This is a genomic window from Rhodanobacter aciditrophus, from assembly GCF_050026795.1.
GTDB lineage: Bacteria > Pseudomonadota > Gammaproteobacteria > Xanthomonadales > Rhodanobacteraceae > Rhodanobacter_A.
On sequence record NZ_JALBWP010000011.1, the window covers coordinates 63685 to 81936 of the forward strand.

Consider the following 18252-nt stretch of genomic DNA (forward strand, 5'->3'; position numbering starts at 1 on the left):
CATGGCCGTCGCCGCCGCTGCGAGCAGGCGCGATGCAGCCCCGGCGGGCGACGGCGCGGTCATGCTCGGCGACGCCGAGTTCCGTTTCCTGCGCGAGTTCGTCTACGAGCATTGCGGCATCGCGCTGGGCGAGCACAAGCGCCAGCTGGTGCAGGGGCGGCTGGCGCGGCGGCTGCGCGCGCTGCGCCTGCCCGACTACGCCGCCTACTGCACGCTGCTGCGCGACGATCCGGACGGCGAGCTGGGCGAGCTGGCCAGCGCGATCAGCACCAACGTCACCGCGTTCTTCCGCGAACCGCACCACTACGAACTGCTGGAGCGCGAGCTGCTGCCGCAGTGGCTGCAACGCAAGCGCCGCGACGGCGACCGGCTCAGGATCTGGTCGGCGGGCTGTTCCAGCGGCGAGGAGCCGTACGCGCTGGCGATGGTGCTGGCCGAGGCGCTGGAGCGGCACGGCGCCGCGGGCGTCGACGCGAAGATCCTCGCCACCGACCTGTCGCCGCAGGCGCTGGAAGCCGCGCGCAACGGCGTGTATCCGCTGGACCGGCTCGGTGGCGTCAGCGAGGAGCGCCGGCACCGCTGGATGCTGCGCGGCGCCGGCGAGTACGAGGGCTATGCCTGCGTGCATCCGCGCCTGCGCGAACTGGTGACCGTGCAGCCGCTCAACCTGCTGCACGACTGGCCGATGCGCGGGCCGTTCGACGCGATCTTCTGCCGCAACGTGGTGATCTATTTCGACCAGCCGACCAAGCAGCGGCTGTTCCGCCGCTATGCCGCGCTGCTGCCGGCGGGCGGTCACCTGTTCCTCGGCCACTCCGAGTCGTTGCACGGCATCAGCGACGACTTCGAGCTGATCGGCCGCACCGTCTACCGGAAGCGCGCCTGATGCTGGACGGGTTGCTCGAACGCCGCGCCACGCCCACGCTGCCGGAGGCCATGCCGGGCTTCGAGCACCTGCGCCGGTTCTGGGACCCCACGCAGAACTGCATGGTGGTCAAGGTGCTGCCGGGCGAGTTCTACGTGAGCGCACAGGACGAGCTGGTCAGCACCGTGCTCGGCTCCTGCGTGGCGGCCTGCGTCCACGACGCGATCCGCGGCATCGGCGGCATGAACCATTTCATGCTGCCCGAGCCGCGCGGCGGCAGCGACAGCTGGGCGTCCACCGTGGGCCGCGCGGCGCGCTACGGCAGCGACGCGATGGAGCAGCTGATCAACGCGGTGCTGAAGGCCGGCGGCCAGCGTGCCGACCTGCGGGTGAAGGTGTTCGGCGGCGGCCGCGTGCTGGCCCAGCTGAGCGACGTCGGCCAGCGCAACATCGACTTCGTGCGCCGCTACATCGCGGCCGAGCGGCTGCAGCTGGTGGCCGAGGACCTGGGCGACGTGTACCCGCGCCAGGTGCAGTTCTTCCCGCAAAGCGGCCGGGTCCGGGTGCGCCAGCTGCGCCGCAGCGACGACGTGGCGCTGGTGGCCGGCGAGCGCGGCTACCTCAAGCGTTTGGCAAACGATCCGATAAAGGGTGAGGTCGAGCTGTTCTGACGCCGGGCACCGGCGCGGCATCGACCGGGCCAACGTCGTCGGCGACGGGCCGCATGGCCAAGGTGAGCAATGGAAAGAGTGCGCGTACTGGTAGTCGACGATTCCGCCCTGGTGCGCAAGCTGATGTCGGCCATGCTTGCCTGCGATCCGGACATCGAGGTCGTGGGCACGGCGCCCGATCCGCTGATCGCCCGCGAGAAGATCAAGCAGCTCGATCCCGACGTACTCACGCTGGACGTCGAGATGCCGCGCATGGACGGGCTGACCTTCCTGGAGAACCTGATGCGGCTCAGGCCGATGCCGGTGGTGATGGTGTCGTCGCTGACCACGCAGGGCGCAGAGGTGACGCTGCGCGCGCTGGAGCTCGGCGCGGTGGATTTCCTCGCCAAGCCCAGCAGCGACCTGGCATCCAGCTTCGGCGACAGCGCGCGTGAGATCTGCGCCAAGGTCAAGCAGGCGGCGCGGGCGAAACCGCGCGCGCGCACCACGGTGCGCAAGCTGGACGTGGCGCCGCGACTCTCGGCCGACGCGGTGCTGCCGCGCTCGCAGGCCGCCGGCAGCCGCGGCGGCAGCCCGATCATCGCGATCGGCGCCTCCACCGGCGGCACCGAGGCGGTGCGCGTGGTGCTGGAGGCGATGCCGCCGGACGCGCCGCCGATCCTGGTGACCCAGCACATCCCCGCCGCCTTCAGCGGCCCGTTCGCCGCGCGCATGGACCGCTGCTCCGCGATGCGCGTGTGCGAGGCGCGCGACGGCCAGCCGATCCAGCAGGGGCATGCCTATATCGCGCCCGGCAGCCACCACCTGCTGGCGATGTGGGACGGCGCGAAGTACGTGTGCCGCCTGCACGACGGCCCGCCGGTGAACCGGCATCGCCCCAGCGTCGACGTGCTGTTCCGCTCGCTGGCGGCCAGCGCCGGCGCCGCCACCATCGCCGCGCTGCTCACCGGCATGGGCGACGACGGCGCGCGCGGCCTGCTGGAACTGCGCCAGTCCGGCGCCGCCACGCTGGTGCAGGACGAGCCCAGTTCGGTGGTGTGGGGCATGCCGGGCGCCGCCTGGAAGCTCGGCGCCGCGCCGGAGATGCTGCCGGTCGACCACATCGCGGCGCGCCTGCTCGCGCTGGCCCGCCACACCCATACCGGCGCGGTCTGCGCCTGAGAGCCCGGAATACGGATCATGTCATTCACTCCCGCCTCCCTGTTCCGACGTCCGCTGGCCGGCTGGGCCGCCAGCGCCGCCGCGCTGTTGCTGACGCTGCTGTGGCATCCGGCCTGGCTGGCGCCGCTGCTGGTGCTTGCCGTGACCGCGGCCTGGGCCGTTGCCGCGCGCGTCGCGCCGCCGGCCGAACCCGTCGCCGCCGTGCCCGCCAGCACCGAGCCGGTGCGGGCGGCGCTGGAGGACGTGCGCAGCGCGCTGGTCGACGAGCTCGGCCACGCCACCCGCGAGCTGCACCAGGGCCTGGACCTGCTGCGCGATGCGGTGTCCGAACTGGGTGGCGGCTTCGACGGCCTGTCCAGCAAGACCGCGCTGCAGCAGTCGCTGCTGAAGCAGATCATCGACGTGCAGGACGGCGGCGTGTCGGTGCAGGACTTTGCGGCACGCACCGGCGACCTGCTGGAGCATTTCGTCGGCATGATCGTGCAGATGTCGCGCGAGAGCCTGCGCATCGTCTACCGCATCGACGGCATGGCGAAGGAGATGGACGCGGTGTTCGGCCTGCTGCGCAACGTCAACACCATCGCGGAGGAAACCAACCTGCTGGCGCTGAATGCCGCGATCGAGGCGGCGCGCGCGGGCGAGTCCGGCCGCGGCTTCGCGGTGGTGGCCGGCGAGATCCGCAACCTGGCCAGCAACTCCAACCAGCTCAACGAACGCATCGGCGGCCACGTGGAACGCGCCCGCACGGCGATGGAGCAGTTGCGCGGCCTGATCGGCGCGATGGCCTCGCAGGACCTCAACGTGGCGCTGTCGGCCAAGGGCGGCATCGACGCGATGACGGCCCACGTCACCGAGAGCGACGCGCGCACCAGCAAGGTGGCCGACCAGGTGGTCGAGATCAGCCGCGGCCTCGGCAGCGACGTCTCCACCACGGTGCGCTCGCTGCAGTTCGAGGACATCCTGCGCCAGCTGATCACGCAGACCCGCACCCGGCTCACCGAACTGCAGGAGGTCACCACCGAGTGCACCCGCGACATCGAGGAGCTGGCCTGCGCCACGCTGGAGTCCGAGGCGCTGGAGGAGCGCGCCCAGCGCGTGCGCAGCCGCCTGGCGATCCAGCGCGAGAAGGCGCGCCTGCGCTCGCGCGGCCCGGCGCTGCAGAACTCGATGGATGCCGGCGAGATCGAACTCTTCTGAGGATTGCCCCATGATCGTCCACCATGACACCGAACTGGATTGCCTCACCCTGCAGCTGGGCGAGCGCTTCGACTTCAGCATCCACCGCGATTTCCACGACGCCTGCCTGGGCGACGGCAAGCCCGCGCGCAGCTACGTCATCGACCTGGGCGAGGTCGCCGGCATGGACAGCTCGGCACTGGGCATGCTGCTGCTGCTGCGCGAGCACGCCGGCGCCGACCGCGCGGACATCCGCATCGTGAACGCCTCCGGCGAGCTGCGCAGCACCCTGCGCGTGGCCGGCTTCGACAAGCTGTTCGTGCTGCACTGACGGCCGTTTCCGGCTCGACCGCGGGCATCCGCGCGCGCCGGCCGCTTGCGGGGATGGCCGCCGTGCATCTGTGTCGGGTACGCAAACGCGAAAGGCTCCCCGTGGGGAGCCTTTCGCGTTTGCGTCGGCGTGGCCTTCTACCAGGTGCGCACGTCGACCACCGTGGCGGTGAACGCTTCCATGCCGGGCTGGAAGCGGAACATGCGGCCCAGGTCGAAGTCGACCTTGTCGCCGGGGGCGATGTTGGAGGTGCCCGCCGGCCACGCCTGCTTGCTCTGCATCACCTTGCCGGACGAGTCCTTGATGTCGACACGGATCTGCGCGGCCGAGGCGGCGGCGCAGTGGTTGACCAGTTCGCCGCGCAAGGCGATGCGCGTCGACATGCCGGCATTGTTGACCGCCGGCTTGAAGTCCTCGATCGCGAAGTCATGCGGGGTGCAGGCGGCGTGGGCGGCCAGCGGGGCCAGCAACAGGGCAGCGGAAACTAGCAGGTTCTTCATGGGCTACGGTTCTCCACTTGGGCGCGGCTGCGCGCTTACCCAGGGTGTCGGCCGCGCGGCGTAGAACTTGAGCCGGCGATGGAGTGCCCGCCTAAAGTCCCGGGCGACGCAGCCGATATCAGGCGCATCCGCTTGCGTTCGCATGGCGGCTCCCTCCCCCTCGTTTCCGGAGACCTCATGAAAGCCCTCGTTGCCGTCGCTGCCCTGTTGCTGGCCCCGCTGGCCGCCCATGCCGCCTGTGCGCCCACCGATTTCGCGATCAAGGACTTCAAGCCCGCCGCGGCCGGCGCCCGCCTCAGCCTGCGCGGCGAGCTGGTCAACCACTGCGCCGCCGCCTCGGCCGCGCAGATCCGCATCCAGATCAAGGACTCCTCCGGCAACGTGGTGCAGAGCAAGCAGGCGTGGCCGGCAGGCACCTCCAACATCGCCCCCGGCGACACGGTGAACTTCGACCTGGGCCGCATGTTCCGCATCCAGCCGGACATGAGCAGCTTCACCGCCAGCGTGGTCGACGTGCGCACCTGGTAAGCGCCCGGACCGCTCGCGGCCCCGCGCGGCCGCGAGCGACGGCCACGCGGCTGCTAATCTTCGTGCGGCTCCCCGTGCACGAGGTGTCCCGTGGCGAAGCGATACATCCTGGCGCTGGACCAGGGCACCACCAGCACGCGGGCGATGCTGGTCGACGCGGCCGGCCGCGTGGCGGGCATCGCGCAGCGCGAGTTCACGCAGATCTACCCGCAGCCCGGCTGGGTGGAACACGATCCCCGCGAGGTCCTTGCCAGCGTGCTGGTAACGGTGACCGAGCTGTTGACGCGCAGCCAGGTCGAGTCGCGCGAGCTGGCCGGCATCGGCATCACGAACCAGCGCGAAACCACCGTGGTGTGGGACCGCCGCAGCGGCCAGCCGGTGCACAACGCGATCGTGTGGCAGTCGCGGCAGAGCATGGCCATCTGCGAACGGCTGGAGGCGGAAGGCGGCGGGCCGGCCGTGCGCGCGAAGACCGGCCTGCTGATCGACGCCTATTTCTCCGCCAGCAAGATCCGCTGGATCCTCGACCATGTCGACGGCGCGCAGGCGCGGGCCGAGCGCGGCGAGCTGCTGTTCGGCACGATCGAGAGCTGGCTGGTGTGGAACCTCACCGGCGGCCGCCTGCACGTCACCGACGCCAGCAACGCCGCACGCACGCTGCTGTACGACATCCACCGCCGCGACTGGGACGACGGGCTGCTGCGCCTGTTCGGCGTGCCGCGCGCGATGCTGCCGCGGGTCTGCGCGTGCAGCGAACATGTCGGCGACACCGACCCCGCGCGCTTCCTCGGCGCCGCGGTGCCGATCGGTGGCCTCGCCGGCGACCAGCAGGCGGCGCTGTTCGGCCAGGCCTGCTTCGAGCCGGGCATGGCGAAGAACACCTACGGCACCGGCTGCTTCATGCTGATGCACACCGGCGGGCAGGCCGTGCCGTCGCGGCACGGCCTGCTGACCACGATCGCCTGGGACATCGGCGGCCGCGTCGAGTACGCGCTGGAGGGCAGCATCTTCGTGGCCGGCGCGGTGGTGCAGTGGCTGCGCGACGGCCTGCGCATGCTGGACAGCGCCGCCGACTCGCAGGCGCTGGCCGAAAGCGCGCCCTCCAGCGACGGCGTCTACCTGGTGCCGGCCTTCGTGGGGCTGGGTGCGCCGTACTGGCGCAGCGAGGTGCGTGGCGCGATGTTCGGCCTCACCCGCGGCACGCGCCGCGAGCATCTGGTGCGCGCGGCGCTGGAGGCGATGGCCTACCAGTCGCGCGACGTGCTGGCGGCGATGGAGGCGGACGCGGGCATCCCGCTGAAGGAACTGCGCTGCGACGGCGGCGCGATCGCCAACGACTTCATCGCGCAGTTCCAGAGCGACCTGCTGGACGTGCCGTTGCTGCGCCCGCAGGTGCAGGAGACCACGGCACTGGGCGCGGCCTACCTGGCCGGGCTGGCGCTGGGCTTCTGGGAAAGCCGCGAACAGCTCGCCCAGCTGTGGCAGGTGGAGCGCCGCTTCGAGTCGCGCATGCCCGCGCCGGAGCGCGAGCGCCTGTATCGCGGCTGGCAGGCGGCGGTGCAGGCAGCATGCGCGTTCACGCCCAGTGCCTGACGCCTGCGACACTGGGATGTGTCGCACGCGATCAAGCACTTCAGTGCTTGATCGACGGAGCCGAGTCCGGACATGCGCCGGACTCGGCGAGTCGAGAAAGTGCAGGAAAGCACTTTCTCGACATCTGGTTCAGTCCAGCGCGTAGCCGAACTGCTCCTGGAACGCGGCGGCGAACTCGGCGTAGGTGAAACGCTGGTTCTGCGTGCCGGGGTGCTCGACCTTCAGCGCCCCCATCAGCGAGGCCATGCGGCCGACCGTGGGCCAGTCCTTGTCGCGCATGATGCCGAAGATCAGGCCGGCGCGGTATGCGTCGCCGCAGCCGGTGGGATCGACGATGCGGCGCTCGCGCGCGGGCGGGATCTCGTGCGTGGCGCCGCCGGCGTGGATCAGCGAGCCGCGCGGCCCCAGCGTGACGACATAGGCCTCCACGCGGGCGGCGATCTCCGCGGCGCTCCAGCCGGTGCGCGTCTGCAGCAGCTGCGACTCGTAGTCGTTGACGATCACGTAGGTGGACTTCTCGATCATCGAGCGGAACTCGTCGCCGCTGAACAGCGGCATCGCCTGGCCCGGGTCGAACACGAACGGCACGCCGCGCGCGGCGAATTCGTCCACGTGCTGCAGCATCGCCTCGCGGCCGTCGGGGGCCACGATGCCGAATTCGATGTCGGGGATCTCGCGCACGTGGTTGTCGTGCGCGCTGGACATCGCGCCGGGATGGAAGGCGGTGATCTGGTTGTTGTCCAGGTCGGTGGTGATGAAGCACTGCGGGGTGAACTGGTCGTCGAACACGCGCACGCGGTCGAGCCGGATGCCGCACTTCTCCAGGTGCGCGCGGTAGGGCGCGAAGTCCTGGCCCACCGCGGCCACCGGCAGCGGGTCGCCGCCCAGCAGCTTGAGGTTGTAGGCGATGTTGCCGGCGCAGCCGCCGAACTCGCGGCGCATCCTGGGCACCAGGAAGGACACGTTCAGGATGTGCATCTGGTCGGGCAGGATGTGGTTCTTGAACTGGTCCTGGAACACCATGATGGTGTCGTAGGCCAGCGATCCGCAGATGACGGCAGACATGGTTGCGTGGTTGCCCCGAATGCTGAGGATGGCGCGCGCGGCGCGACCGACAAACCCGGACCCGCGGGCCCGGCCAAAGGTTTGCATCGTATCGTGAACGCGCGTTCATGGCGAATCCGCGGGCCGTGCGGCCGGCCGGGTCGGGAACGCCGGAATGTGCGGTAAATGGCGTCTGCGCAAGGCTTTCTTAACGTCTTCCCGGTTGCGCGCGGGGGGCGCGCTGACTAGACTGGCCAGCTTATTTTTTACTCAGGCCGGCGCGCGGCGGACCCCATGTTCAAGAAGTTTCGCGGGATCTTTTCCAACGATGTCTCGATCGACCTCGGCACCGCCAACACGCTGATCTACGTGCGCGGCCAGGGCATCGTGCTGAACGAGCCCTCGGTGGTGGCGGTGCGCCAGGACCGCGGTCCGGGCGGCCCGCGCGCGATCGCGGCGGTGGGCAGCGACGCCAAGCGCATGCTGGGCCGCACCCCGGGCAACATCGCCACGGTGCGGCCGATGAAGGACGGCGTGATCGCCGACTTCACCATGACCGAGGCGATGCTGCAGCACTTCATCAAGCAGGTGCACAAGTCGCGCATGCTGCGTCCCAGCCCGCGCGTGCTGGTCTGCGTGCCGTGCGGCTCGACCCAGGTCGAGCGCCGCGCCATCAAGGAGTCGGCCGAGGGCGCCGGCGCCCGCGACGTGTTCCTGATCGAGGAACCGATGGCCGCGGCGATCGGCGCCGGCATCCCGGTGCACGAAGCGCGCGGCGCGATGGTGCTGGACATCGGCGGCGGCACCTCCGAAGTGGCGGTGATCTCGCTGAACGGCATCGTCTACTCGCAGTCGGTGCGCGTGGGCGGCGACCGCTTCGACGAGGCGATCATCAACTACGTGCGCCGCAACCACGGCACCCTGATCGGCGAATCCACCGCCGAGCGGATCAAGCTGGAGATCGGCTGCGCGTTCCCGCAGGCGGACGTCAAGGAGATCGAGATCTCCGGCCGCAACCTCGCCGAGGGCGTGCCGCGCATGTTCACGATCAACTCGAACGAGATCCTCGAGGCGCTGCACGAGCCGCTGGCCGGCATCGTGGCCGCGGTGAAGTCGGCGCTGGAGCAGACCCCGCCGGAGCTGTGCTCCGACGTGGCCGAGCGCGGCATCGTGCTCACCGGCGGCGGCGCGTTGCTGCGCGACCTGGACCGGCTGATTTCCGAGGAGACCGGCCTGCACGTGCAGGTGGCGGACGACCCGCTGACCTGCGTGGCGCGCGGCGGCGGCAAGGCGCTGGAGCTGATCGACCAGCACGGCAGCGACTTCTTCGCGCCCGAGTAAGGCCGACTCATCGTGGCGCGTTCGCGCGATGAGTCCTCGCCGCTGTTCGCCGGCAACGCCGCGGGCACGCTGCGGCTGATCGTCTATCTCGCGCTGGCGATGGTGCTGATGGTGCTCGACCATCGCAACGGCTGGCTGTGGCGCGTGCGCTATGCCGCGTCGGTGGTGGTGGAGCCGGTGTACCGGCTGGCGAACCTGCCCGGCGCCGGCATACGCACGCTCAGCGTGGCGTTCGCCGACCGCAAGCTGCTCACCGAACAGAACCAGCGCCTGCGCGAGGACCTGCTGCTGGCCAACGCGCGGCTGAACCGCATGGCCGGCGTGGCCGAGCAGAACCAGCGGCTGAAGGAGCTGCTGGACACCCAGCGCAGCCTCGACCTCAACGTGCAGCTGGCGCGCGTGGTGGGCGTGGACCTCGGCGCCTGGCAGCAGCGGCTGGTGCTGAACCTCGGCAGCCGCGACGGCGTGAAGCCGGGCCAGCCGGTGATCGATGCGCACGGCGTCATGGGGCAGGTGGTCGAGGTGCTGCCGACTACCTCGGTGGTGATGCTGGTGACCGACCCGGCGCACGCGATTCCCGTGGTGGTGGAACGGTCCGGCCTGCGCACCGTGGCCTACGGCGCGCGCGACGGCGACGGCATGGTGCTGCCGAACATCCCGCTGGCCGCCGACGTGCGGCCGGGCGACCGGCTGCTCACCTCGGGGCTCGGCGGGCGCTTCCCGCCGGGCTTCCCGGTGGGCAAGGTGGTCGCGGTGGCGCCGGCCGCTACCGGCATGTTCCGCGTGGCGCAGGTGCAGCCCGCGGCCGACCTGGAGCGCAGCGAGGACGTGCTGCTGCTGCACGACCAGGCCGAGCCCGACGGACCGCCCGCACCGGCGGCAGCGGCCGGGCCGCCGGCGTCGCTGGCGCCCGCGCCGGGCGCGACCGCCGCTGCGCCAGCGGCCGCCGCACCGGTGGGCACCCGCACGCCGGTGCAGCCACGCGCCAGCGCCGCGCCGCCCGCTACGGCGGCGAGCACGCCATGAACCGCCAGCGCCTGTCCCAGTGGTGGTTCGCCGGCACGCTGATGTCCGCGCTGCTGCTGATGCTGGTGCCGCTGCCGGCGCCGCTGGAGCCGTTCAAGCCGTACTGGCCCGCGCTCGTGCTGCTGTACTGGGCGCTGGAGTCGGAGGACCGCGTCGGCCTGGGCCTGGCCTTCCTGCTCGGCCTGGGCGCGGACCTGTTCGACGGCGTGCTGCTGGGCGAGCAGGCGCTGCGCCTCACCGCGCTGGTGTTCATCGCGCTGCGTTTCCGCTCGCGGCTGCGCTTCTTCCCGATGTGGCAGCAGGCGCTGGCGGTGCTGGCGCTGCTGCTGAACGACCGCATCCTGCTGTTGGTGGTGCGGGTGCTGTCCGGTGCGCCGGTGCCGCCGGCGAGCTGGTGGATCGCCCCGCTCGTGGGCGCCGCGCTGTGGCCGTTCCTGTTCCTGCTGCTGGACGACCTGCGCGCGCGGCTGCGGATCCAATGAAACACGAACCGGTGACATGAAACCGCGGCGCGCGATCAAGGATGCACGGAGCGAGGGCGAGCTGTTCCGCCGGCGCGCGCTGGCGGGCTTCGTGCTGATCCTGCTGGGCCTGGCCGGACTGGTCGGCCGTTACGTGTTCCTGCAGGTGGCGCGTTACGACGAGTTCGCCACGCGTTCGGAAAACAACCGCGTCAAGCCGATTCCGATCCCCCCGGCGCGCGGCCTGATCTACGACCGCAACGGCGTGCTGCTGGCCAACAACGTGCCCGCGTTCCGGCTCGAGGTGGTGCCCGAGCAGGTCAAGGACATGGACGCGATGCTGCAGCGCCTGGAGCGCGTCATCCCGCTCAGCCAGGACGATCTCGACGCGTTCCACAAGCAGCTGAAGCAGAGCCGCCGCTTCGAGAGCGTGCCGCTGAAGATGCGCCTCACCGAGGACGAGATCGACCGCTTCGCGGTGAACCGCTGGCGCTTCCCCGGCGTGGACGTGGTGCCTTATCTCAACCGCCGCTATCCGTTCGGCGGGCTGTTCGCGCACGTGATCGGCTATGTCTCGCGCATCGACGCGGACGATCTCGCCCGGCTCGACCCGGCGCGCTACAAGGGCACCACCCACGTGGGCCGGATCGGCGTCGAGCGCTCCTACGAGGACGTGCTGCACGGCACGCCGGGCTACGAGCTGGTCGAGGTGAACGCGGACGGCCGCACCCAGCGCGTGCTGCAGACGCACCCGGCCACGCCCGGCCGGAACATCTACCTCAGCATCGACGCGCGCATCCAGAAGGCCGCTGAGCAGGCGTTCGACGGCCGTCCCGGCGCCGCGGTGGCGATCGACCCGCGCAACGGCCAGGTGCTGGCGATGGTCAGCGTGCCGACCTTCGACCCCAACCTGTTCGTCGACGGCATCAGCCACGCCGACTACGACGCGCTGACCAGCGCGCCGGACAAGCCGCTGCTGAACCGCGCGCTGCGCGGCGTCTATCCGCCCGGCTCCACGGTGAAGCCCTTCGTGGGCCTGGGCGGCCTGGAGCTGGGCCTGCGCACGCCGCAGGACACCGTGCTTTCCACCGGCACGTTCTACATCCCCGGCCAGTCGCGCGGCTACCGCGACGACCGCCGCGGCGGCTTCGGCACGGTGGACCTGCGCAAGGCCATCATGTGGTCGGTGAACACCTACTTCTACAAGCTGGCGCTGGATATGGGCATCGACCGCTTCAGCGCGTGGATGGGCGGGTTCGGCTTCGGCCGGCCCACCGGCATCGACCTGGACGGCGAGGCCAGCGGCATCCTGCCGTCGCGCGAATGGAAGGCCAGGCGCTACAGGCAGCCGTGGTATCCCGGCGAGACGGTGATCGCCGGCATCGGCCAGGGCTACTGGGCGGTGACCCCGCTGCAGCTGGCACACGCGCTGGCCACCCTGGCTGGCCACGGCATGCCGTACGCGCCGCGGCTGGTAATGGCCACCCAGGCCGGCCTGGACGCGCCGAAGGTGCCGGTGCCCAATCCGCCCAGCGGACCCTCGCTGGTCACCAGCCAGGCCAGCTGGCAGGCGGTTGACCAGGGCATGCAGATGGTGGTGAACGACCCGCGCGGCACCGGTTACGGGCTCGGCAAGGGCTTTCCCTACACCATTGCCGGCAAGAGCGGCACCGCCGAGCGCTATTCGCGCCGTACCGACGCCTACAACGACAACAAGAGCCTCGCCTACCTCGCCAGCCGCCACCGCGCCTGGTTCGAAATGTTCGCGCCGGCCGAGGACCCGCGCATCGCGGTGGCGGTGGTGCTGGAGCAGGGTGCCTGGGGCGCCTCCTCCGCGGGCCCGATCGCGCGCAAGATCCTCGACGCCTGGCTGGCCACCCAGCCGGACGCGCCGCCGGACACGCCGCTGCCGCCGGAAGGCCTGCCTCCCGCCGGAGCGCCGCCGATCGCGCCGGCCCCGGCCGCTTCGGCCGGGCCGGACGGGCCGGACACGCCGGCCGGGGCGTCGACACCGGAGACGCCGCCATGATCGAGCTGCTGCAAGTGCGGGTGCGGCGCCTGCTGCGCCGCGTGCTGACCCGGCCGCGGATCGACCTGCCGCTGGCGGCGGGCCTGCTGCTGCTGGCGATCGCGGGCCTGGCCACGCTGTACAGCGCCGCCGACGGCAGCTTCGCCCTGGTGGGCGGGCAGGCCGCGCGCTTCGTGCTGGGCTTCGCGCTGCTGCTGCTGATCTCGCGCATCCCGCCGGCCACGCTGCGCAACTGGACGCCGTGGCTGTACGCCGGCAGCACCTTCCTGCTGGTGGTGGTGGCGGTGCTGGGCGAGGGACGCGGCGCGGACCGCTGGCTGAACCTCGGCGTGATGCGCTTCCAGCCTTCCGAGCTGGTGAAGCTCACCATGCCGATGATGGCGGCGTGGTACCTGCACCCGCGCCAGCTGCCGCCGGGCTGGAAGGACATCGCCGTGGTGGGCGCGCTGATCGCGATCCCCGCCGTGCTGATCGCCAAGCAGCCGGACCTGGGCACGGCGCTGCTGGTGGCCGCGGCCGGCGCGTTCGCGCTGTTCCTCTCCGGCATGGCGTGGTGGCGCATCGGCGTGCTGCTGGCCGGCGCGGGCGCGATGGTGCCGGTGGCCTGGCATTTCCTGCATCAGTACCAGCGCGACCGCGTGTTGACCCTGCTCAACCCCGAGTCCGATCCGCTCGGCAACGGCTGGCACATCATCCAGTCGCAGATCGCGGTGGGCTCCGGCGGCGTGTTCGGCAAGGGCTGGATGCACAGCTCGCAGTCGCGGCTGGATTTCCTGCCCGAGCACACCACCGACTTCATCTTCGCGGTGTTCTCCGAGGAGTTCGGCCTGGTCGGCGTGTGCCTGCTGCTGGTGCTGTACGCGTTCATCATCGGCCGCTGCCTGTGGATCGCGATGGAGGCGCGCGAGACCTACTCGCGCCTGCTCGCCGGCGCGATCGGCATGAGCCTGTTCGTCTACGTGTTCGTCAACGGCGGCATGGTGGCCGGCATGCTGCCGGTGGTGGGCGTGCCGATGCCGATGGTGAGCTACGGCGGCACCTCGGCGGTGACCCTGCTGGTGGGCTTCGGCATGCTGATGTCGATCCACTCCCACCGCAAGCGGCACGACTGAACCGGGGCGCCGAATCCCCGCCGGCTGCGCGCCTCGGATGTGCCACGGTTTGCGCCGAAGCGCGTGTTACGCTTCGGCGCAATCGTTACGGATGCCGATCAAGACATGCCAGTGAACCTCGCGCCGCGCCGCCGCAGGCTGCACCTGTTCAACCTGCTGCCGCTCGTCGCGTCGCTGCTCCTGCCCGTGGCACCGGCGCTGGCTGACACCCATCCCGGCCAGGCGGCCCTGGTCGGCGAGGTGGCGCGCGACACCGGCAAGGATCCGGCTGCGTTGAACGCGCTGCTGGACCAGGCGAAGGTGCAGCAGGGCATCCTTGACGCGATCAGCCGCCCGGCCGAGGCGAAGCCGTGGAGCGCGTACCGGCCGATCTTCCTCACCGGCCAGCGCATCGACGACGGCGTGGCGTTCTACCGCGCGCACCGCGCGCTGCTGGAAAGCATCGGCAGGCAATACGGGGTGGCGCCGCAGTACATCGTGGCGATCATCGGCGTGGAGACGTTCTACGGGCGCATCACCGGCAAGTACCGGGTGCTCGACGCGCTGGTGACGCTGGGCTTCCACTACCCGCCGCGCGCGCCCTATTTCCGCCAGCAGCTGAAGACCCTGCTGGAGCTGCCGGACAACCACCTCGCCGGCCCGCTCGACACGCTCACCGGCTCCTACGCCGGCGCCCAGGGCTGGGGCCAGTTCATGCCCGACAGCATCCGCGACTACGCGGTGGACGCCGACGGCGACGGCCGCATCGACCTCGTGGACTCGCTGCCCGACATCCTCGCCAGCGTGGCGAACTACTTCGCGAAGCACGGCTGGATCGACGGCGGTCCGGTGGCGGCGCGCGCGCAGCCGGACGGCGCGGCCAAGCTGCTGGCCTGGCAGGCGCAGCCGCAGTGGCCGCTGGAACAGCTGGAGGCCTGGGGCTACGCGCCGTTCCGGCACCTCAATCCGGGCGAGCCGACCAGCCTGCTGACGCTGGACGGTGCGAGCGGACCGGAGCACTGGTTCACCTTCAACAACTTCTACGTGATCACCCGCTACAACCGCAGCCCGATGTACGCGATGGCGGTGGATCAGCTCGCGCAGGCGATCATGGACGGCGTGCGCGGCGCGGACGGCGCAGGCAACGCCCCATGAGGTTCCGGCGCTGCCTGCCGTTGCTGGCGGCGGCATGGGTGCTGGCCGCTTGCGGCAGCCGGCACGCCGTGCGGCCCGCGTCGCCGGCCAGCGCCGCGGCACCGCACCCCGCGCATCGCGACTGGTTCCACCATGGCGACGACACCAGCCTGCCGCAGGACAAGCGCTACAGCGACAGCAACGACAGTTCGCCCGCCGGCGCGCCGCCGTCGTACATCTACACCTTGCCGGAGCCGGTGCCGAAGGCGGAGCCGCGCTCGCTGTACGGCAACAAGTCGCCCTACACCGTGCTGGGGCAGAGCTACCGCGTGCTGCCCACCGCGCGCGGCTACGACGAGCGGGGCATCGCCTCGTTCTACGGCAACAAGTTCGACGGCTACAAGACTTCCAGCCTCGAGAACTACGACATGTACAAGTTCACCGCCGCGAGCAAGGTGCTGCCCTTGCCCAGCTACGCGCGGGTGACCAACCTCGCGAACGGCAAGAGCGTGATCGTGCGCGTCAACGACCGCGGGCCGTTCCACGAGAACCGCATCATCGACCTCTCCTACGCCGCCGCGGTGCGCATCGGCATCTGGCCCAGGGGCACCGGGCTGGTCGAGGTGCAGGGCATCGACCCGTCGGCTCCCGGCGGGGAACCGGCGCCGCCGCGCACGGTCCCAGACGGGACCGGATCGCCGGGCATCTACCTGCAGGTGGGCGCGTTCTCCGATCCGGCGAATGCCGAGCGGGTGGCCGCGCGCCTGCGCCAGGCCAATTTCGCGCCGGTGCAGGTGGAGTCGGTTCAGATCGACGGTCGCACCATACGCCGCGTGCGGGTGGGGCCGCTGGACGGCGTGGATCGTGCCGACCAGGTGACCGCCCGCATCGAGGGCATGGGGCTGCCGCGGCCGCAGGTCGCGGTAGACTGAGCGATGTTTATCCATTGACGGCGTCCGCCGGCGCCGTGTTGCAATCCACTTCGGACCACAGACCACGATGAGCTTTTTCCGTCGCATCCTGACCCCGTTCGTCGCCGCCGCGCTGGTGGCCGGCGCCGCCGTTGCCCAGACCCCGCCGTCCGCGCCGCCACACCCGATGCCGACAGTGCCGCGCCCGGTGGTGCCGGTGATGCCGGTGCCGCCGCCGCCGGACGTGGACGCGCAGAGCTGGGTGCTGATGGACTACGCCACCGGCCAGATCCTCGCCTCGAAGAACCCCGACGAGCGCCGCGCCCCGGCCTCGCTGACCAAGGTGATGACCGACTACGTGGTCTCTGCCGAGATCGCCGCCGGCCGCATCCACCCCGACGACATGGTGACCATCAGCGAGCACGCGTGGCGCGCCGGCGGCGGCGGCACCGACGGCTCCACCAGCTTCCTGAAGCTGGGCAGCCAGGTGAAGCTGGAGGATCTGCTGAAGGGCATGATCGTGCAGTCCGGCAACGACGCTGCGATCGCGCTGGCCGAGCATGCGGCCGGCTCCGAGGACGCGTTCGCGAACCTGATGAATGCCTACGCCAAGCAGTTGGGCATGGCCAACACCCATTACTCCAACGCCTCCGGCTACCCGGTGGACGACCACTATTCCACCGCGCGTGACATCGCGATCCTCTCGCGCGCGCTGATCCACGACTTCCCCGACGACTACGCGATCTCCAAGATCAAGGAGTTCGAGTGGAACGGCATCAAGCAGCAGAACCGCAACGCGCTGCTGTGGCGCGACCCGGCGGTGGACGGCATCAAGACCGGCCACACCTCCGCCGCCGGCTTCTGCCTCGACGCCTCGGCCAAGCGCGGCGACGAGCGCATGATCGCGGTGGTGATGGGCTCCAGCACCGACAAGGGGCGCGCCGACGCGGCGATGGCCCTGCTCAACTACGGCTTCCGCTTCTACGAGACCCACAAGCTGTACGACGCCAGCAAGCCGCTGGCCACGCCGCGGCTGTGGAAGGGCGAGGCCAACCAGCTGCCGATCGGCGTGGCCGGGAACGTGCTGGTGACGGTGAAGACCGGCCAGTACGACAAGCTCAAGGCCACCATGGACATCCCCGCCACCCTGATCGCCCCGTTCAAGAAGGGCCAGCAGGTGGGCACGCTGCGCGTCACGCTGGACGGCCAGCCGATCCAGAGCGTGCCGCTGATCGCGCTGGAGGATGCGCCGCAGGGCGGCTTCTTCTCGCGCCTGTGGGATTCGATCCTGCTGTGGTTCCACGGCAGCAAGAAGGCCGACGCAGCCGCGGCGCCGGGCGCGAAATGATGCACGAGATCGACTTCAGCCAGGCGAAGCGGGAAGGCAAGGGCTTCCGCTTTCCCGGCGAGTTCGAGATCACCGCGGTGGGCAAGGCCAGCGCCGACCTGCCCGTCCGCGTGCCGCAGCTGCTGGAACGCACGGGCCTGCACGTGCTGCACGAGACGGTGCGCCACCGCCATTCCGGCGGCGGCAACTATGTCTCGGTCACGGTGAGCTTCCGCTGCGACAGCCGCGAGCAGTACGACAGCGCGCACGCCGTGCTGCGCGCCGACCCGGACATCCGCTACACGCTGTGACCGGGCGCGGCGCGGCCGGCCTTGGTTAGCCGCCGTCCGGCCGCATCTCCACCCCATTCCCCCGATTCGCCAGGTTTCGCCATGTCCCTGCCGCTCAAGATCCGCCGCCTCGGCCGCCAGCCCTACGCGGCGACGTGGAAGGCGATGGGCGCGTTCACCGACAACCGCACCGCCGACACCGTGGACGAGTTCTGGCTGCTGGAGCACGACCCGGTGTTCACCCTGGGCCAGGCCGGCAAGATGGAACACGTGCTGGCGCCGGGCGAGATCCCGGTGGTCCCGGTGGACCGCGGCGGCCAGGTCACCTACCACGGCCCCGGCCAGATCGTGGGTTACCCGCTGATCGACCTGCGCCGCGCCGGGGTGGGCGTGCGCGAGCTGGTCAACCGGATCGAGCAGGCCATCATCGATACGCTGGCGCACTGGAACATCGTCGCCGGGCGCCGTGAAGGCGCACCGGGTGTCTACGTGGCCGAGGCCAAGGTGGCCGCGCTGGGCCTGCGCGTGCGCCGCGGCTGCAGCTTCCACGGCCTGGCCTTCAACGTGAACATGAACCTAGAGCCCTTCCACCGCATCAATCCTTGCGGCTACAAGGGTTTGGCGGTGACCCAGGTGCTAGACTTGGGCGGCCCGTCACGGCTGGCGGACGTGGAAGAGGTACTGGTGCAGGAGTTCTGCCGCCAGTTCGGTTTCCGCGCCGAGCCAGCCGCCCCCATGATCCCCGAACTGCCCGCGCGCGTTGCGGTCTGAGC

At 70.8% G+C, this 18252-nt stretch carries 19 protein-coding genes; 17 read left to right on the top strand and 2 right to left on the bottom strand.

Going from position 1 to position 18252, the window contains the following annotated elements; translation table 11 throughout:
* Position 1: 1 nt before the first annotated feature.
* The 5 genes from ACQGNW_RS09020 (at position 2) to ACQGNW_RS09040 (ending at position 4204) form a co-directional block, all read left to right on the top strand.
* Positions 2-886, top strand: a complete 885-nt coding sequence (locus tag ACQGNW_RS09020) for a CheR family methyltransferase (RefSeq protein WP_426662809.1) — start codon at positions 2-4, stop codon at positions 884-886.
* Positions 886-1536, top strand: coding sequence for a chemoreceptor glutamine deamidase CheD (cheD, locus tag ACQGNW_RS09025; RefSeq protein WP_426662810.1), 651 nt, complete (start codon positions 886-888; stop codon positions 1534-1536). The genes ACQGNW_RS09020 and cheD overlap by 1 nt, the downstream gene beginning before the upstream one ends.
* 69 nt (positions 1537-1605) lie before the next feature.
* Positions 1606-2697, top strand: coding sequence for a protein-glutamate methylesterase/protein-glutamine glutaminase (locus ACQGNW_RS09030; RefSeq protein WP_426662811.1), 1092 nt, complete (start codon positions 1606-1608; stop codon positions 2695-2697).
* Between the two features lie 18 nt (positions 2698-2715).
* Positions 2716-3894: a methyl-accepting chemotaxis protein gene (locus ACQGNW_RS09035; protein ID WP_426662812.1), complete on the top strand. Its 1179-nt coding sequence runs from the start codon at positions 2716-2718 to the stop codon at positions 3892-3894.
* A 10-nt stretch (positions 3895-3904) separates the two neighbouring features.
* A complete protein-coding gene (locus ACQGNW_RS09040; protein WP_426662813.1) occupies positions 3905-4204 on the top strand; it encodes an STAS domain-containing protein in 300 nt (99 codons plus the stop codon).
* 137 nt (positions 4205-4341) lie between these two features.
* On the opposite strand, the gene ACQGNW_RS09045 is transcribed toward ACQGNW_RS09040, so the two are convergent.
* On the bottom strand, positions 4342-4704 hold the full coding sequence (locus tag ACQGNW_RS09045) for a hypothetical protein (protein ID WP_426662814.1): 363 nt from the start codon (positions 4702-4704) through the stop codon (positions 4342-4344).
* A gap of 177 nt (positions 4705-4881) precedes the next feature.
* Between ACQGNW_RS09045 and ACQGNW_RS09050 the strand changes: the two genes are divergently transcribed.
* A complete protein-coding gene (locus tag ACQGNW_RS09050) occupies positions 4882-5232 on the top strand; it encodes a hypothetical protein (protein WP_426662815.1) in 351 nt (116 codons plus the stop codon).
* A gap of 90 nt (positions 5233-5322) precedes the next feature.
* Complete coding sequence (glpK, locus tag ACQGNW_RS09055) at positions 5323-6825, top strand: glycerol kinase GlpK (protein ID WP_426662816.1); 1503 nt, start codon at positions 5323-5325, stop codon at positions 6823-6825.
* A gap of 129 nt (positions 6826-6954) precedes the next feature.
* Here the strand turns inward: glpK and ACQGNW_RS09060 are convergent, their stop codons facing one another.
* Positions 6955-7890 carry a carbohydrate kinase family protein gene (locus ACQGNW_RS09060; protein WP_426662817.1) on the bottom strand — a complete coding sequence of 312 codons (936 nt, stop codon included), beginning with the start codon at positions 7888-7890 and terminating at the stop codon, positions 6955-6957.
* A gap of 273 nt (positions 7891-8163) precedes the next feature.
* Here ACQGNW_RS09060 and ACQGNW_RS09065 point away from each other — a divergent pair, with 273 nt between their 5' ends.
* From ACQGNW_RS09065 to lipB, 10 genes are all read left to right on the top strand, one after another.
* Complete coding sequence (locus ACQGNW_RS09065) at positions 8164-9210, top strand: rod shape-determining protein (protein WP_426662818.1); 1047 nt, start codon at positions 8164-8166, stop codon at positions 9208-9210.
* A gap of 12 nt (positions 9211-9222) precedes the next feature.
* The gene (gene mreC / locus ACQGNW_RS09070; protein ID WP_426662819.1) at positions 9223-10236 is read left to right on the top strand and encodes a rod shape-determining protein MreC; all 1014 of its coding nucleotides are present in this window, start codon (positions 9223-9225) and stop codon (positions 10234-10236) included.
* Positions 10233-10718, top strand: coding sequence for a rod shape-determining protein MreD (gene mreD, locus ACQGNW_RS09075; protein ID WP_426662820.1), 486 nt, complete (start codon positions 10233-10235; stop codon positions 10716-10718). The genes mreC and mreD overlap by 4 nt, the downstream gene beginning before the upstream one ends.
* 16 nt (positions 10719-10734) lie before the next feature.
* Positions 10735-12726, top strand: a complete 1992-nt coding sequence (mrdA, locus tag ACQGNW_RS09080) for a penicillin-binding protein 2 (RefSeq protein WP_426662821.1) — start codon at positions 10735-10737, stop codon at positions 12724-12726.
* Complete coding sequence (gene rodA, locus ACQGNW_RS09085; RefSeq protein ID WP_426662822.1) at positions 12723-13838, top strand: rod shape-determining protein RodA; 1116 nt, start codon at positions 12723-12725, stop codon at positions 13836-13838. The genes mrdA and rodA overlap by 4 nt, the downstream gene beginning before the upstream one ends.
* A gap of 105 nt (positions 13839-13943) precedes the next feature.
* Positions 13944-14972, top strand: a complete 1029-nt coding sequence (gene mltB, locus ACQGNW_RS09090; protein WP_426662823.1) for a lytic murein transglycosylase B — start codon at positions 13944-13946, stop codon at positions 14970-14972.
* Entirely contained in the window at positions 14969-15883 is a 915-nt protein-coding gene (locus ACQGNW_RS09095) for a septal ring lytic transglycosylase RlpA family protein (RefSeq protein ID WP_426662824.1), read from the top strand. The genes mltB and ACQGNW_RS09095 overlap by 4 nt, the downstream gene beginning before the upstream one ends.
* Positions 15884-15950: 67 nt before the next feature.
* Complete coding sequence (locus tag ACQGNW_RS09100; protein ID WP_426662825.1) at positions 15951-17210, top strand: D-alanyl-D-alanine carboxypeptidase family protein; 1260 nt, start codon at positions 15951-15953, stop codon at positions 17208-17210.
* Positions 17210-17500: a DUF493 family protein gene (locus ACQGNW_RS09105; protein WP_426662826.1), complete on the top strand. Its 291-nt coding sequence runs from the start codon at positions 17210-17212 to the stop codon at positions 17498-17500. The genes ACQGNW_RS09100 and ACQGNW_RS09105 overlap by 1 nt, the downstream gene beginning before the upstream one ends.
* A gap of 81 nt (positions 17501-17581) precedes the next feature.
* Positions 17582-18250 carry a lipoyl(octanoyl) transferase LipB gene (gene lipB, locus ACQGNW_RS09110; protein WP_426662827.1) on the top strand — a complete coding sequence of 223 codons (669 nt, stop codon included), beginning with the start codon at positions 17582-17584 and terminating at the stop codon, positions 18248-18250.
* The last annotated feature ends 2 nt before the right edge of the window (positions 18251-18252 follow it).

Excerpts from the sequence above, each read along its gene's own strand:
- ACQGNW_RS09040 (WP_426662813.1), top strand. The coding sequence starts at position 3,905 with ATGATCGTCCACCATGACACCGAACTGGATTGCCTCACCCTGCAGCTG.
- ACQGNW_RS09060 (WP_426662817.1), bottom strand. The coding sequence starts at position 7,890 with ATGTCTGCCGTCATCTGCGGATCGCTGGCCTACGACACCATCATGGTG.
- ACQGNW_RS09035 (WP_426662812.1), top strand. The coding sequence starts at position 2,716 with ATGTCATTCACTCCCGCCTCCCTGTTCCGACGTCCGCTGGCCGGCTGG.
- ACQGNW_RS09020 (WP_426662809.1), top strand. The coding sequence starts at position 2 with ATGGCCGTCGCCGCCGCTGCGAGCAGGCGCGATGCAGCCCCGGCGGGC.
- mltB (WP_426662823.1), top strand. The coding sequence starts at position 13,944 with ATGCCAGTGAACCTCGCGCCGCGCCGCCGCAGGCTGCACCTGTTCAAC.
- mrdA (WP_426662821.1), top strand. The coding sequence starts at position 10,735 with ATGAAACCGCGGCGCGCGATCAAGGATGCACGGAGCGAGGGCGAGCTG.
- ACQGNW_RS09105 (WP_426662826.1), top strand. The coding sequence starts at position 17,210 with ATGCACGAGATCGACTTCAGCCAGGCGAAGCGGGAAGGCAAGGGCTTC.
- ACQGNW_RS09065 (WP_426662818.1), top strand. The coding sequence starts at position 8,164 with ATGTTCAAGAAGTTTCGCGGGATCTTTTCCAACGATGTCTCGATCGAC.
- mreD (WP_426662820.1), top strand. The coding sequence starts at position 10,233 with ATGAACCGCCAGCGCCTGTCCCAGTGGTGGTTCGCCGGCACGCTGATG.
- lipB (WP_426662827.1), top strand. The coding sequence starts at position 17,582 with ATGTCCCTGCCGCTCAAGATCCGCCGCCTCGGCCGCCAGCCCTACGCG.
- ACQGNW_RS09095 (WP_426662824.1), top strand. The coding sequence starts at position 14,969 with ATGAGGTTCCGGCGCTGCCTGCCGTTGCTGGCGGCGGCATGGGTGCTG.
- rodA (WP_426662822.1), top strand. The coding sequence starts at position 12,723 with ATGATCGAGCTGCTGCAAGTGCGGGTGCGGCGCCTGCTGCGCCGCGTG.
- ACQGNW_RS09050 (WP_426662815.1), top strand. The coding sequence starts at position 4,882 with ATGAAAGCCCTCGTTGCCGTCGCTGCCCTGTTGCTGGCCCCGCTGGCC.
- ACQGNW_RS09100 (WP_426662825.1), top strand. The coding sequence starts at position 15,951 with ATGAGCTTTTTCCGTCGCATCCTGACCCCGTTCGTCGCCGCCGCGCTG.
- ACQGNW_RS09045 (WP_426662814.1), bottom strand. The coding sequence starts at position 4,704 with ATGAAGAACCTGCTAGTTTCCGCTGCCCTGTTGCTGGCCCCGCTGGCC.
- cheD (WP_426662810.1), top strand. The coding sequence starts at position 886 with ATGCTGGACGGGTTGCTCGAACGCCGCGCCACGCCCACGCTGCCGGAG.
- ACQGNW_RS09030 (WP_426662811.1), top strand. The coding sequence starts at position 1,606 with ATGGAAAGAGTGCGCGTACTGGTAGTCGACGATTCCGCCCTGGTGCGC.